Annotated in this window: 10 protein-coding genes and 7 tRNA genes; 15 read left to right on the top strand and 2 right to left on the bottom strand. The window is 55.0% G+C overall.

The window, feature by feature from the left end; translation table 11 throughout:
• Positions 1-79: 79 nt before the first annotated feature.
• Complete coding sequence (nagE, locus tag HA43_RS10835; RefSeq protein ID WP_039385758.1) at positions 80-2104, bottom strand: N-acetylglucosamine-specific PTS transporter subunit IIBC; 2025 nt, start codon at positions 2102-2104, stop codon at positions 80-82.
• Positions 2105-2444: 340 nt separating this feature from the next.
• Here nagE and nagB point away from each other — a divergent pair, with 340 nt between their 5' ends.
• The 12 genes from nagB to HA43_RS10775 all read left to right on the top strand — a co-directional run bounded on the left by nagB (position 2445) and on the right by HA43_RS10775 (position 9315).
• The gene (nagB, locus tag HA43_RS10830; protein ID WP_071668986.1) at positions 2445-3245 is read left to right on the top strand and encodes a glucosamine-6-phosphate deaminase; all 801 of its coding nucleotides are present in this window, start codon (positions 2445-2447) and stop codon (positions 3243-3245) included.
• Between the two features lie 56 nt (positions 3246-3301).
• The gene (gene nagA / locus HA43_RS10825; RefSeq protein ID WP_039383172.1) at positions 3302-4450 is read left to right on the top strand and encodes an N-acetylglucosamine-6-phosphate deacetylase; all 1149 of its coding nucleotides are present in this window, start codon (positions 3302-3304) and stop codon (positions 4448-4450) included.
• Positions 4451-4457: 7 nt separating this feature from the next.
• On the top strand, positions 4458-5678 hold the full coding sequence (gene nagC / locus HA43_RS10820; protein WP_039383170.1) for a DNA-binding transcriptional regulator NagC: 1221 nt from the start codon (positions 4458-4460) through the stop codon (positions 5676-5678).
• 36 nt (positions 5679-5714) lie between these two features.
• Positions 5715-6467, top strand: a complete 753-nt coding sequence (locus tag HA43_RS10815) for an HAD-IIA family hydrolase (RefSeq protein ID WP_039383168.1) — start codon at positions 5715-5717, stop codon at positions 6465-6467.
• Positions 6468-6765: 298 nt separating this feature from the next.
• Positions 6766-8433 (top strand): asparagine synthase B, encoded by a 1668-nt coding sequence (gene asnB / locus HA43_RS10810; RefSeq protein ID WP_039383166.1) that lies wholly within the window; start codon positions 6766-6768, stop codon positions 8431-8433.
• Positions 8434-8650: 217 nt separating this feature from the next.
• A tRNA-Met gene (locus HA43_RS10805) sits at positions 8651-8727 on the top strand.
• A 7-nt stretch (positions 8728-8734) separates the two neighbouring features.
• A tRNA-Leu gene (locus HA43_RS10800) sits at positions 8735-8819 on the top strand.
• Positions 8820-8840: 21 nt separating this feature from the next.
• Positions 8841-8915: transfer RNA gene (locus HA43_RS10795), tRNA-Gln, on the top strand.
• A gap of 34 nt (positions 8916-8949) precedes the next feature.
• Positions 8950-9024: transfer RNA gene (locus tag HA43_RS10790), tRNA-Gln, on the top strand.
• Between the two features lie 30 nt (positions 9025-9054).
• Positions 9055-9131: transfer RNA gene (locus tag HA43_RS10785), tRNA-Met, on the top strand.
• Between the two features lie 6 nt (positions 9132-9137).
• Positions 9138-9212 (top strand) — tRNA-Gln (locus HA43_RS10780).
• 28 nt (positions 9213-9240) lie between these two features.
• Positions 9241-9315 (top strand) — tRNA-Gln (locus tag HA43_RS10775).
• A gap of 103 nt (positions 9316-9418) precedes the next feature.
• On the opposite strand, the gene ubiF is transcribed toward HA43_RS10775, so the two are convergent.
• Positions 9419-10591: a 3-demethoxyubiquinol 3-hydroxylase gene (gene ubiF, locus HA43_RS10770; protein ID WP_039383164.1), complete on the bottom strand. Its 1173-nt coding sequence runs from the start codon at positions 10589-10591 to the stop codon at positions 9419-9421.
• A gap of 238 nt (positions 10592-10829) precedes the next feature.
• Between ubiF and miaB the strand changes: the two genes are divergently transcribed.
• From miaB to ybeY, 3 genes are all read left to right on the top strand, one after another.
• Entirely contained in the window at positions 10830-12254 is a 1425-nt protein-coding gene (gene miaB / locus HA43_RS10765; protein WP_071668984.1) for a tRNA (N6-isopentenyl adenosine(37)-C2)-methylthiotransferase MiaB, read from the top strand.
• 205 nt (positions 12255-12459) lie between these two features.
• Positions 12460-13533 carry a PhoH family protein gene (locus HA43_RS10760; protein WP_094111648.1) on the top strand — a complete coding sequence of 358 codons (1074 nt, stop codon included), beginning with the start codon at positions 12460-12462 and terminating at the stop codon, positions 13531-13533.
• Positions 13530-14003 (top strand): rRNA maturation RNase YbeY, encoded by a 474-nt coding sequence (gene ybeY / locus HA43_RS10755; protein ID WP_071668982.1) that lies wholly within the window; start codon positions 13530-13532, stop codon positions 14001-14003. The genes HA43_RS10760 and ybeY overlap by 4 nt, the downstream gene beginning before the upstream one ends.
• Positions 14004-14034 lie beyond the last annotated feature (31 nt).

The following is a 14034-nucleotide window of genomic DNA, read 5'->3' as shown; positions in this document are numbered from 1 at the left end:
GGGAAACAACCGTTTGTTGGCGCTTTTAAAACAAAAAAGGCAGGAATCGCTTCCTGCCTTATCGGTTAGACGCCCGGGGTTAGTTTTTCACCTCATAGAGCGGCGTTTCGCCGGCAACGACCGTGCCGGTTGCCAGCAGCGTAAGACCTGCGAAGTCGTCGCTGTTGCTGACCACCACCGGACTGATCATCGAGCGCGCGTGAGCGTTCAGATAGTCCAGATCCATCTCCAGGATCGGCTCGCCAGCGGTAACGGTCGCGCCCTCTTCCACCAGCCGGGTAAAACCGCGCCCTGCCAGCGCAACGGTGTCCAGCCCCATATGCACCACTATCTCAACGCCGCTCTCTGTTTCCAGACAGAAGGCGTGATTGGTATTGAAGATTTTCACTATGGTACCGGCAATCGGTGCCACCACGCGGCTATCCGACGGCTGAATGGCCAGGCCATCACCTACCGCTTTGCTGGCGAACGCTTCATCCGGCACCTTATCCAGCGCCACTACATGACCTGATACCGGTGCCAGCAGCGTGGCAATCGCCTTATGTGTAGCCGCGGGCGCAGGCGCTGCTGCTGCCACAACCGGTTTAGCCACAGGCGCAGCGCTGGCGGCCGCCACCGGGCCTTTGGTCAATACGGACTTCATCGCAGTAGCGATACTCTCCGCCTGCGTACCCACAATAATCTGCACGCTCTGCTTATTAAGACGAATAACGCCTGAAGCGCCGATACGTTTTGCCACACCTTCGCTGACCTGTGCGGAATCTTTCACGTTCAGGCGCAGGCGCGTGATACAGGCATCAATATGCGTCAGGTTTTCAGAGCCGCCGACGGCAGCAATATAGCGACGCGCCAGCGATTCAGTCGCCGTTTCACCGCTACTTTCAGGCGTGACATTCACATCATAACCATCGGTTTCATCATCCGCTGCCAGCTCGCGGCCCGGCGTCAGCAGATTAAATTTGCGGATAGTGAAACGGAAGACGACGTAATAGATCACGAAGAAGACCAGGCCCTGCGGGATCAGCATCCACCAGTGCACCGCCAGCGGGTTACGCGACGAGAGCACCATATCTACCAGGCCGGCGCTGAAGCCAAAGCCGGCAATCCACTGCATGCTGGCCGCAATAAACACGGAAATACCGGTGAGTACCGCGTGGATCACATAGAGCACCGGGGCCACGAACATAAAGGAGAATTCCAGCGGCTCAGTGATACCGGTAAAGAATGCGGCAAAAGCGGCTGCCAGCATAATGCCGCCCACTTTTGCCCGATTCTCAGGACGCGAGCAGTGATAGATAGCCAGTGCCGCACCCGGCAGGCCAAACATCATGATCGGGAAGAAGCCTGCCTGGTAGCGACCCGTAATACCCGGAATGCCGCTGCCGTTAGCAATAGACTGCGCGCCGCCGAGGAATTTTGGAATGTCGTTAATACCCGCAACATCAAACCAGAACACGGAATTGAGCGCGTGGTGCAGGCCAACCGGGATCAGCAGTCGGTTAAAGAAGGCGTATACCCCCGCCCCGACAGAACCCAGTTTCTGGATATGTTCCCCAAAGCTTACCAGACCACCGAAGATCACCGGCCAGACGTACATCAGGATAAACGCCACGACAATCATCAGGAAGGAGACCAGAATCGGTACCAGGCGACGCCCGCTGAAGAAAGAGAGCGCTTTAGGCAGTTCGACATGGCTGAAGCGGTTATACATCTCCGCCGAAAGGATACCCACCATGATACCGACAAATTGGTTTTCAATTTTGCCAAACGCCGCAGGCACCTGCTCAAGCGGCATTTTCTGGATCATAGCGACTGCAGCAGGCGAACAGAGCGTGGTCACCACGAGAAAGCCAACAAAGCCGGTCAGGGCCGCTGCGCCATCTTTATCCTTAGACATACCGTACGCGACACCAATCGCAAACAGTACCGACATATGGTCGATAATCGCGGAGCCTGACTTTATCAGCAGTGCCGCCAGTGCGTTACCTGCCCCCCAGCTGTCGGGATCGATCCAGTAGCCTACCCCCATCAGGATAGCGGCCGCCGGCAGCGTGGCCACCGGCACCATCAGCGCACGGCCGACTTTTTGTAAATAGCCTAATATACTCACCTTGTTCTCCCCCTATGAGACTGGCGTATCCCCTGGTACGGGTTGGTTTTATTATCCCGGCACCTGGCGTGTTGATAAGACGATTCTCTGCGAGATGCAGTGTAAAGATAAATTAATTCGCCTCGCAAATTAAAACCGCTCCAGTTGTGACTTTTATCACCTTAATAGCCAATATAAGTCGCTTAATACTGGTCACTGCCACAAACTTATTTTATGATAAAAAATATCAACCGCTCTTTTTCGCTGTAGCCTGCTGATAAACGCGTTAACCTCATTCACACTTGATCACGGCTGCTACAGCATATTCTTTTTATCTGTTTAACCGAGGTGCACTATGAGACTGATTCCGCTGGCTACACCTGCTCAGGTTGGCAAATGGGCAGCCCGCCATATCGTCAACCGGATTAACGCCTTTAACCCAGGCCCTGAGCGTCCCTTTGTTCTGGGATTGCCTACGGGCGGCACGCCGCTGGAAGCTTACAAGCATCTGATTGAGATGCACAAAGCGGGCCAGGTCAGCTTTAAGCATGTTGTCACATTCAATATGGATGAGTATGTCGGTCTGCCGAAAGCGCACCCGGAAAGCTATCACAGCTTTATGTATCGCAACTTTTTCGATCACGTTGATATTCCGTCAGAAAACATCAATCTTCTGAATGGCAATGCGGAAGATATTGACGCAGAATGTCGCCAGTATGAAGAGAAGATTCGTGCGTTTGGTAAAATCCACCTGTTCATGGGTGGTGTAGGCAATGATGGCCATATTGCGTTTAATGAACCCGCCTCCTCGCTCTCATCGCGTACACGTATAAAAACGCTGACGCATGATACGCGTGTCGCTAATTCACGCTTTTTCGATGGCGATGTCAGCCAGGTTCCTAAATATGCGCTGACCGTTGGCGTGGGTACGCTGCTTGATGCCGAAGAGGTAATGATCCTGGTGACAGGCCACGTCAAAGCGCTGGCGCTTCAGGCCGCGGTAGAAGGCAACGTAAACCATATGTGGACCATCAGCTGTCTGCAGCTGCATCCAAAAGCGGTTGTGGTATGTGATGAGCCAGCGACAATGGAACTGAAAATTAAAACGGTAAAATATTTCCGCGAGCTTGAAGCGGAAAATATGCAGGGCGTCTGAGAGCACGATGTAGAAGCCTGCTGTCGTTGACAGCTGGCGCAGCCGGGAGAGAGATAATGTACGCATTAGTAAACGGTCGGATTTTTACCGGCTATGACATTCTGGACGATCACGCGGTAGTTATCGCGGACGGTATTATTGATCGGGTTTGCCCGCGCGCCATGCTGGATGCAGCGCTACCGCAACAGGATATGGCCGGCGCGTTTATCGCTCCCGGCTTTATCGACCTGCAGCTCAACGGCTGCGGCGGTGTGCAATTCAACGATTCGCCTGAAGCGCTGAGCGTGGAAACGCTGGAGATAATGCAGCGTGCTAATGAAAAGTCAGGCTGTACCAGCTTTCTTCCAACGCTGATTACCAGCAGTGATGAACTGATGAAGCAGGCGGTGGAAACCATGCGCGCCTGGCTGACAACGCGCCAGAATCAGGCGCTGGGTTTGCACCTTGAAGGTCCGTGGCTCAACCGGGAGAAAAAAGGAACGCACAATCCGGCTCTGATACGCCAGCCCGATCCCGCACTGGTCGACTACCTTTGTGCCAACGCGGATGTCATTACTAAAGTCACGCTGGCGCCTGAACAGGCAGGCAGCGAGGTTATTCGTCAGCTCAGCGCAGCCGGTATCATCGTTTCTGCCGGTCACTCTAATGCGACCTATGCCGAGGCAAAAGCCGGCTTCAGCGCCGGCATTACCTTTGCGACCCATCTTTATAATGCGATGAGTCCTTTTAGCGGCCGTGAACCTGGACTGGTCGGTGCGCTGTTTGATTCGCCTGATGTATACTGCGGCATCATTGCAGATGGCTTACATGTCAATTACGCTAACGTGCGCATGGCAAAACGTCTCAAAGGCGAACGGCTGATTCTGGTTACTGACGCGACTGCGCCGGCAGGTGCTGCGATTGATAAATTCATTTTTGCAGGTAAAACAATATACTATCGCAATGGTCTGTGCGTGGATGAGCATGGAACCCTGAGCGGTTCAGCACTGACAATGATTGAAGCAGTGCAGAACAGCGTAGAGTATTGCGGCATTGCCCTGGATGAGGCGTTACGTATGGCAACGCTTTATCCGGCAAGAGCCATGGGCGTGGAGAAACAGCTGGGCACGGTAGCAGCAGGAAAAGCCGCCAACCTCACTGTTTTTACCCGCGATTATCAAATCATCAAGACGTTCGTCAATGGAGAGAGCGTCCTCAGCGAGTAAGCATTGAATGACCACTGGCGGCCAGACTCAAATAGGAAATGTCGATCTTGTCAAACAACTCAATAGCGCAGCCGTTTATCGGTTGATCGATCAACAGGGGCCGATTTCGCGCATTCAGATTGCCGATCTCAGCCAGCTTGCGCCCGCCAGTGTCACTAAAATTACCCGTCAGCTGATTGAACGCGGTTTGATCAAAGAGGTCGAGCAGCAGGCCTCTACCGGCGGTCGCCGCGCCATCTCCATTATCACGGAAACCCGTCATTTCCATACCATCGGCGTCCGTCTCGGACGCAACGACGCCACGCTTACCCTGTTTGATCTAAGCGGCAAATCGCTGGCGCAGGAAGATTATCCGCTACCGGAGCGCACGCAGGAGACGCTGGAGAACGCGCTGTTTAACGCTATCAGCGCGTTTATTAACGTGCATCAGCGGAAAATTCATGAGCTGATCGCTATTGCCGTCATCCTGCCCGGGCTGGTCGATCCGGTTAAAGGGATTATCCGCTATATGCCGCACATTGCCGTCAGCCACTGGCCGCTGGTTGCCAGCCTGCAGCAGCGGTTCAGCGTGACCAGCTTTGTAGGGCATGATATCCGCAGTCTGGCGCTGGCTGAGCACTACTTCGGTGCAAGCCGCGACTGCGCTGACTCGATTCTGGTGCGGCTGCATCGTGGAACCGGTGCCGGCATTATTGCTAACGGACAGATTTTTCTCGGCAGTAACGGTAACGTGGGTGAAATTGGCCATATCCAGGTCGATCCGTTAGGCGAACGCTGCCACTGCGGCAACTTCGGCTGTCTGGAAACCATCGCCGCAAATGGCGCGATTGAAAACCGCGTACGCCATCTGCTGAATCAGGGATATCCAAGTACGCTGTCGCTGGATAACTGCCTGATGCCGCAAATCTGTCACGCTGCTAATCAGGGCGACGCGCTGGCGTGTGAAGTGATTGAGTATGTGGGGCGTTATCTCGGCAAAGCGATTGCCATTGCAATCAACCTTTTTAACCCGCAAAAGGTGGTGCTGGCGGGCGAAATCACCGACGCCGACAAAGTGTTGTTTCCCGCCATCGAGAGCTGTATCAATACGCAGGTGCTGCGTGAGTTTCGTAAAAACCTGCCGGTGGTGCGCTCACAGTTGGATCATCGCTCCGCGATTGGGGCGTTTGCGCTGGCAAAACGCGCTATGCTGAATGGCATTCTGCTGCAGCATCTGCTGGAAGATTAATTGTAACCTGCCTGAGCAGGCCTGACGGGATCTTGTATGACCATTAAAAGCGTAATCTGTGATATCGATGGCGTGTTGATGCATGACAACACGGCCGTGAAAGGGGCTAATGAATTTCTGCAGCGTATCCTGGAAAAAGGCATGCCGCTGGTTGTGCTGACTAACTATCCGTCGCAGACTGCTCAGGATCTGGCCAACCGTTTCTCCAACGCCGGCGTCGACATTCCTGACTCAGTGTTTTATACCTCAGCCATGGCCACCGCTGATTTCCTGCGGCGTCAGGAGGGGAAAAAAGCGTATGTGATCGGAGAAGGTGCGCTGGTTCATGAACTCTACAACGCCGGCTTTACCATTACTGACGTCAATCCTGATTTTGTTATCGTCGGTGAAACCCGCTCGTTTAACTGGGATATGATGCATAAAGCCGCGTTTTTTGTGGCTAACGGCGCGCGCTTTATTGCGACCAATCCGGATACCCACGCGCGTGGATTTATTCCCGCCTGCGGCGCCCTCTGTGCCGGTATCGAAACCATTTCGGGCCGTAAGCCTTTTTATGTTGGCAAGCCCAGCCCCTACATTATGCGGGCGGCGCTGAACAAAATGCATGCGCACTCTGAAGAGACAGTGATCGTGGGTGATAACCTGCGCACCGATATTCTGGCGGGCTTCCAGGCGGGACTGGAAACTATTCTGGTGCTCTCTGGTGTTTCCACCCTGAGCGATATCGACGCAATGCCATTCCGCCCCGACTGGATTTTCCCTTCCGTCGCCGATATCGATCTGTTCTGACCGGCGCCGTGCACCTGCTGACGCCCTGCCCACCTGCCGGTGTGCGGGGCGTTACTGTTTTTGGCGCCTGATGATAAAAAGAGCTAAACCGGCAAATTATTAGATACCATCTAAAAAAACAGCCTTTATTTTGGTGTATATTCAATTTATTCACCTGTGCAACACTCTATTTATCATAAAAACGTTATTTTGCTTGCGCAACCACCATCAATTAGCGCATTTTCTTATACATCACGCAGCGCAGGCTGCCGGACAAATGCAAAATAACATCGCCACAGGGTGAGATCAGGAGTCAGTTATGTGTTCGATTTTTGGTGTGCTGGATCTGAAAAGCGATCCTGTTGAACTGCGCAAGAAAGCGCTGGAGTCTTCCCGTCTGATGCGTCACCGCGGCCCGGACTGGTCCGGGGTGTTTGCAGATGATAAGGCTATCCTGGTGCATGAGCGCCTCTCAATCGTTGACGTTAACAACGGCGCGCAGCCGCTGTATAACGCTGACCACACTCACGTACTGGCCGTGAACGGCGAAATTTATAACCATCAGGCGCTGCGCGCTGAGCTGAGCGATCGTTATGCGTTTCAGACCGGCTCCGACTGCGAAGTGATTCTGGCGCTCTATCAGGAAAAAGGCGTCGATTTCCTTGATGACCTGCAGGGTATGTTCGCTTTCATCCTGTGGGACAGCGTTAAACAGCAGTACCTGATTGGTCGCGATCATATCGGTATCATTCCGCTCTATATGGGCAATGATGAGCACGGTAACCTTTACGTGGCGTCTGAAATGAAAGCGCTGGTTCCGGTCTGCCGCTCTATTAAAGAATTCCCGCCGGGAAGCTTCCTCTCCAGCACTGACGGTGAAATCCGTCGTTACTGGCAGCGCGACTGGATGGATTTTGCGGCGGTTGCGCAGAACACCACCGATGCTGCAGGCCTGAAACATGCGCTGGAAGAGTCAGTAAAAAGCCATCTGATGTCTGATGTCCCTTACGGCGTGCTGCTCTCAGGCGGACTAGACTCTTCAATCATTTCGGCCGTTACCAAGCGTTTTGCGGCTAAACGGGTGGAAGATGCTGATAAGAGCGACGCCTGGTGGCCACAGCTGCACTCGTTTGCTGTGGGCCTGGAGGGTTCACCCGATCTGAAAGCTGCGCAGGCGGTCGCCGATCATCTCGGTACCGTACACCACGAAATTCATTTCACGGTACAGGAAGGCCTGGACGCGATCCGTGACGTGATTTACCACATCGAAACGTATGATGTCACCACGATTCGCGCCTCAACGCCGATGTATCTGATGTCACGCAAAATCAAGGCGATGGGTATCAAGATGGTGCTTTCTGGTGAGGGCGCAGATGAAGTATTTGGCGGCTATCTCTACTTCCATAAAGCACCAAACGCCCGTGAGTTCCATGAGGAGAACGTGCGTAAGCTGCTGGCGCTGCATATGTTTGACTGCGCGCGTGCGAACAAAGCGATGTCAGCCTGGGGCGTAGAGGCACGCGTGCCGTTCCTGGATAAAAAATTCCTGGATGTGGCAATGCGCATCAACCCGGAAGATAAACTGTGCGGCAGCAACGGGAAGATGGAAAAGCACATTCTGCGTGAATGCTTCTCATCGTATCTGCCGGAGAGCGTGGCGTGGCGTCAAAAAGAGCAATTTTCTGATGGGGTCGGTTACAGCTGGATCGATACGCTGAAAGAAGTGGCGGCGAAGCAGGTCAGCGATCAGCAGCTGGCAACCGCACATTTCCGCTTCCCGCACAACACGCCTGGCTCAAAAGAAGCGTATCTCTATCGCGAAATCTTTGAGGAGCTGTTCCCGCTGCCGAGCGCAGCAGAGTGCGTGCCTGGCGGACCTTCTGTGGCCTGCTCTTCTGCTAAAGCGATTGAGTGGGATGAGGCGTTCAAATCCATGGACGATCCTTCCGGCCGTGCCGTTGGCGTACATCAGTCCGCTTACAAATAAGCGCATCGCCGGATAGAGTAAGGGACCCGCTGCGGTCCCTTTTTAGTTGCAACTGACGCGGATGTGATCGAAAATTGCTGAATAAAGCGCCAGCCTGGTTACAAGCCAGACAAACAGGCGCCGCAAGGTAAAAAACGGCAAAAAAACTGTTGACGCTACAAAGCTCAATACGCATAATGCGCCCCGCAACGCCGTTGAAGGTAACGCGAAAAAAGATGGCTACGTAGCTCAGTCGGTTAGAGCACATCACTCATAATGATGGGGTCACAGGTTCGATTCCCGTCGTAGCCACCATCTTTTTGCGGGAGTGGCGAAATTGGTAGACGCACCAGATTTAGGTTCTGGCGCCGCAAGGTGTGCGAGTTCAAGTCTCGCCTCCCGCACCATTTCAGTCTTCGGCAGCCGGATGGGGTATCGCCAAGCGGTAAGGCACCGGTTTTTGATACCGGCATTCCCTGGTTCGAATCCAGGTACCCCAGCCAATCCGATATGTTTTCGTGGATACGCGTTAACAGATGGGATATCGCCAAGCGGTAAGGCACCGGTTTTTGATACCGGCATTCCCTGGTTCGAATCCAGGTATCCCAGCCAGCATCGGGAAAAGCAGTAAAGCAGTATTATGGCTACGTAGCTCAGTCGGTTAGAGCACATCACTCATAATGATGGGGTCACAGGTTCGATTCCCGTCGTAGCCACCAGATAATTGGGGTGTCGCCAAGCGGTAAGGCACTGGTTTCTGATACCAGCATTCCGGGGTTCGAATCCCTGCACCCCAGCCATACAAAGACAATTTGATCAAACACCTATTGGGGTGTCGCCAAGCGGTAAGGCACTGGTTTCTGATACCAGCATTCCGGGGTTCGAATCCCTGCACCCCAGCCAAATTGCACAACAGGCCCGCTTTTGCGGGCTTTGTTGTTTCTGACGTTCTGAAACGGCAGGGCTTTCTGCCAGCGCGCCGCGCCAGCAGTAAGCGTGGGTGAGGTCAGAGTCCCAGCGCGTAGCGCAGCGCACGACGCTTCAGGCCGCCGGCACGCTCTGCCGCCATCAACCCCAGATTACGCGCCAGACGCAGCGGCGGCAGTGAGTTGCTGAACGCAAAATAGAACAGATCCATGCCGCCCTGCATCAGCAGATTATCGCGATAGCGTTCACGCTGATAGCGCTGCAGCACCGCCATTCCTGACCACGTCTGCGCCTGACTGCGCGCCTCAGTCAGCACGGTAATCAGCGCATCCACGTCGCGATAGCCCAGGTTAACGCCCTGCCCCGCCAGCGGATTAATCGTATGCGCAGCATCGCCCACCAGCGCCAGCCCCGGCATGACGTAGCGCGTGGCATGACGCCGGACCAGCGGAAACGACGCCGCGCTCTTTATCTGAAAACGGCCGAGACGGGCCGGGAAATTCAGCTTTACCTCTTTCTCCAGCTGGCTCAGCGGCAGCGCCTGCAGCTGACGGATACGCGCGGGTGCGTCATACCACACCAGCGATGCATGCTGGTCAAAAAGCGGCAGAAAAGCTCGCGGCCCCTGCGGCGTAAACTGCTGCCAGGTAGCATCACCCGCCGGATGCTCACACTCGGTACTGATAAGCATGCAGGATTGCGCATAGTTCCAGCCGTGCACGCCAATGCCTGCCAGCTGCCGCACCCGCGAGTTAGCGCCATCCGCGCCAACCACCAGCCGGGCATCAAGCGGTGCGCCCTGGTCCAGGGTGATGTGCCAGCCGCCGCTATGCGGCTGCAGATCCTGCAGCGTTGCCGGGCACAGCAGCGCGACGCCATCCTGCTGCATCTGCTCCCACAGCGCCCGCTGCAACACGCGGTTTTCTACCATATAGCCAAGCACCGGCAGCCCCAGCGATGCTGCATCAAACGTGACGTGCGCGCTCTGCCACTCCCAGGTTTCCAGTTTGCGATAGGGCGCACTGCGCATCGTCTCTACGCGCGCCCAGGCGCCCAGCTGCTGCAGTAACGCAACTGAAGAAGCACCAATCGCGGAGATGCGGATATCAGGCTCGCAGCTGCTATCAAACGGCTCAGGTTCTGCACGCTCAATGACAGCGACGCGGAACTGCTGCTGCGCCAGCCCGCACGCCAGCGCCGCCCCCACCATGCCACCTCCGACGATGACCACGTCATACTGTCTCTCCTGCATCAATCCTCACCTTTCCTGTTGCCCTGACGCCCCACGGCGTTTGCTGATAAACAAAGTGTACCGGAAATCATCCGGAAGGGGGCTGAGCCGCTGCCACATCTTTTTGTGTCCGCGCTGCCTGCAGCAGCCTGGCTGTCACGCTGGTGCGCGAAGTATGACAGGTACGCTGGTCACATCCCCCCCAAAGCATTACACTATGCCCCCTGCACTTCCCTGCTCAGATTCAATGGCTGGTTCAATGACCAAAAAACTGCATATCAAAACCTGGGGCTGTCAGATGAATGAGTATGATTCATCCAAGATGGCTGACCTGCTGAACAGCACGCACGGCTACACTCTGACGGAGGAAGCCGAAGACGCAGATGTTCTGCTGCTTAATACCTGCTCTATCCGTGAGAAAGCGCAGGAGAAAGTCTTTCACCTGTTAGGGCGCTGGAAAAAGCTCAAAGCGGCCAATCCCGATCTTATCATCGGCGTGGGCGGCTGCGTGGCGTCGCAGGAAGGCGATAAACTGCGCCAGCGTGCACAGTGTGTTGATATCGTCTTTGGACCACAGACGCTGCATCGCCTGCCGGAAATGATCAATCAGGTACGCGGGAATAAAAGCCCGGTAGTTGACGTCAGCTTCCCGGAAATTGAAAAATTTGACCGTCTGCCGGAACCGCGCGCTGAAGGCCCGACGGCTTTTGTCTCCATCATGGAAGGCTGCAATAAATATTGCACTTTCTGCGTGGTGCCGTATACCCGCGGCGAAGAAGTCAGCCGTCCCTGCGACGATATCCTGCTGGAAATCGCTCAGCTGGCCGCTCAGGGTGTGCGCGAGGTCAACCTGCTGGGTCAGAACGTCAACGCCTATCGCGGCGCAACCTTTGATGACCAGATCTGCACGTTTGCTGAGCTGCTGCGCCTCGTCGCCGCCATTGATGGTATCGACCGCATCCGCTTTACCACCAGCCATCCGATTGAGTTCACCGATGACATCATTGATGTCTATCGTGATACGCCAGAGCTGGTGAGCTTCCTGCATCTGCCGGTCCAGAGCGGCGCTGACCGTATTCTGACGCTGATGAAGCGGGCGCACACTGCGCTGGAGTACAAAGCGATTATTCGCAAGCTGCGCGCAGCACGTCCTGATATCGAAATCAGCTCTGATTTTATCATCGGTTTCCCGGGTGAAACTCAGCACGACTTCGAACAGACCATGAAGCTGATCCACGACGTTAACTTTGACACCAGCTACAGCTTTATCTACTCCGCCCGTCCGGGTACGCCTGCGGCTGACCTGCCAGACGACGTGCCGGAAGAGGAGAAAAAGCAGCGCCTTTATATTCTGCAGGATCGTATCCAGCAGCAGGCGATGGCGATCAGCCGCCGTATGGTGGGTACCGTTCAGCGTATTCTGGTTGAGGGTACATCACGTAAAAATGTGATGGAACTGACCGGCCGTACTGAAAATAACCGCGTGGTAAACTTTGAAGGCTCGGTGAACATGATTGGCAAATTTGTCGATGTTGAAATCGTTGATGTCTATGCCAACTCACTGCGCGGCGTGGTCGTACGCACTGAAGATCGCATGGGACTGCGCGTGGCGCAGAGTCCGGCGGCCGTCATTGCCCGTACCCGCAAAGAGGATGAAACCGGCGTCGGCCTGTATCAACCCTGACAGTTAATCACTGTGCGGCAGCACGCAGCGTGCTGCCGCCTGTTTCATCCGCCACCCCTTGCATTCTGCAGCGGTCGCCCAAATATCTTTCCCTGCGCTTGCGTCCTGGTGCTGTCCCATAAATAATTTTGTCATACGCTTATGACGCGCACGCGCGGCATCTATACACCTTTTCAACTGGCCCTGTGTGACCCAAAGGATTCAATTGAATATCGAAACTCGTGAAATCGCCCTGGAACCCGCCGATAACCAGCGTCTGATGAGCCTGTGCGGTCCGTTTGATGACAATGTGAAGCAGCTGGAACGCCGTCTGGGCATCGAAATCAACCGCCGCGACAACCATTTCAAACTGGTGGGCCGCGCGCTCAGCGTGGAGGCCGCCGCGCATATTCTGCGTACGCTGTACGTGGATACTGCCCCGGTACGCGGTCATATTCCGGATATCGAACCGGATCACATCCATCTGGCCATTAAAGAGAGCCGGGTGCTGGAGCAGACCGCTGAAAGTGTGCCGGAGTATGGCAAAGCGGTAAACATTAAAACCAAACGCGGTGTGATTAAGCCGCGCACGCCGAATCAGGCGCAGTACATCGCCAACATCCTCGACCACGATATCACCTTTGGTATCGGCCCGGCGGGTACCGGTAAAACCTATCTTGCGGTTGCCGCCGCGGTTGATGCGCTGGAGCGCCAGGAGATTCGTCGTATCCTGCTGACCCGCCCGGCGGTAGAAGCGGGTGAAAAACTGGGCTTTCTGCCTGGCGATCTGAGCCAGAAGGTTGATCCCTATCTGCGCCCGCTTTATGACGCGCTGTTTGAGATGCTCGGCTTTGAACGGGTTGAGAAGCTGATGGAGCGCAACGTGATTGAGGTCGCACCGCTCGCCTATATGCGCGGTCGTACGCTGAATGATGCGTTTGTGATCCTTGATGAAAGCCAGAACACCACCATTGAACAGATGAAGATGTTCCTGACGCGCATCGGCTTTAACTCCAAAGCGGTGATCACCGGTGACGTGACGCAGATTGACCTGCCGCGCAGCACCAAGTCGGGTCTGCGCCACGCGATTGAAGTGCTGGCTGACGTCGAAGAGATCAGCTTTAACTTCTTCCACAGCGAAGATGTGGTACGCCATCCGGTAGTGGCACGTATTGTGAACGCTTATGAAGCCTGGGAAGAGGCGGATCAGAAGCGTCGTGATAAACTGGCGGAAGAGCGTAAACGGGAGTCGCTGGCCGCACAGGCTGTGCACTCCACACCACCACAGGAGCCGTCATGAGTACGGTAGTACTGGATTTACAGCAGGCCTGCGCCGACGCGCACGGCCTGCCGGAAGAAACCGCTTTTCAGCGCTGGCTGGAAGCGGCCGTTACCCCCTTTCAGCCAGAAAGTGAGGTCACGATTCGCCTGGTTGATGAAGCGGAGAGTCACGAGCTAAACCTGACTTATCGCGGCAAAGACAAGCCGACCAACGTGCTCTCTTTTCCTTTTGAAGCGCCGCCAGGAATTGAGCTGCCGCTGCTGGGTGATTTAATTATCTGTCGCCAGGTGGTTGAGCAGGAAGCGGCTGAACAGGGTAAAAGCACTGAAGCACATTGGGCACACATGGTCGTACACGGCACGCTGCATCTGCTGGGCTATGACCATATTGAAGACAGTGAAGCCGAAGAGATGGAGGCGCTGGAGACTGAGATAATGCTTGCTCTTGGTTATCCTGACCCGTACATTTCGGAGAAAGAAGACGCCTGAGCCGTGGGTTCAGGCTACTGTGCTGCCGGCG

It is taken from the genome of Pantoea eucrina, from assembly GCF_002095385.1.
GTDB classification, from domain to species: domain Bacteria; phylum Pseudomonadota; class Gammaproteobacteria; order Enterobacterales; family Enterobacteriaceae; genus Pantoea; species Pantoea eucrina.
Note: the sequence above shows the minus strand (reverse complement) of the source record. Positions and strands in the feature narration are given on the sequence as shown.

What these genes read in the sequence shown, in the direction of transcription:
- HA43_RS10815 (WP_039383168.1), top strand. Translation starts at nt 5,715, where the DNA reads ATGACCATTAAAAGCGTAATCTGTGATATCGATGGCGTGTTGATGCAT.
- miaB (WP_071668984.1), top strand. Translation starts at nt 10,830, where the DNA reads ATGACCAAAAAACTGCATATCAAAACCTGGGGCTGTCAGATGAATGAG.
- nagC (WP_039383170.1), top strand. Translation starts at nt 4,458, where the DNA reads ATGACCACTGGCGGCCAGACTCAAATAGGAAATGTCGATCTTGTCAAA.
- ubiF (WP_039383164.1), bottom strand. Translation starts at nt 10,591, where the DNA reads ATGCAGGAGAGACAGTATGACGTGGTCATCGTCGGAGGTGGCATGGTG.
- nagB (WP_071668986.1), top strand. Translation starts at nt 2,445, where the DNA reads ATGAGACTGATTCCGCTGGCTACACCTGCTCAGGTTGGCAAATGGGCA.
- ybeY (WP_071668982.1), top strand. Translation starts at nt 13,530, where the DNA reads ATGAGTACGGTAGTACTGGATTTACAGCAGGCCTGCGCCGACGCGCAC.
- asnB (WP_039383166.1), top strand. Translation starts at nt 6,766, where the DNA reads ATGTGTTCGATTTTTGGTGTGCTGGATCTGAAAAGCGATCCTGTTGAA.
- nagA (WP_039383172.1), top strand. Translation starts at nt 3,302, where the DNA reads ATGTACGCATTAGTAAACGGTCGGATTTTTACCGGCTATGACATTCTG.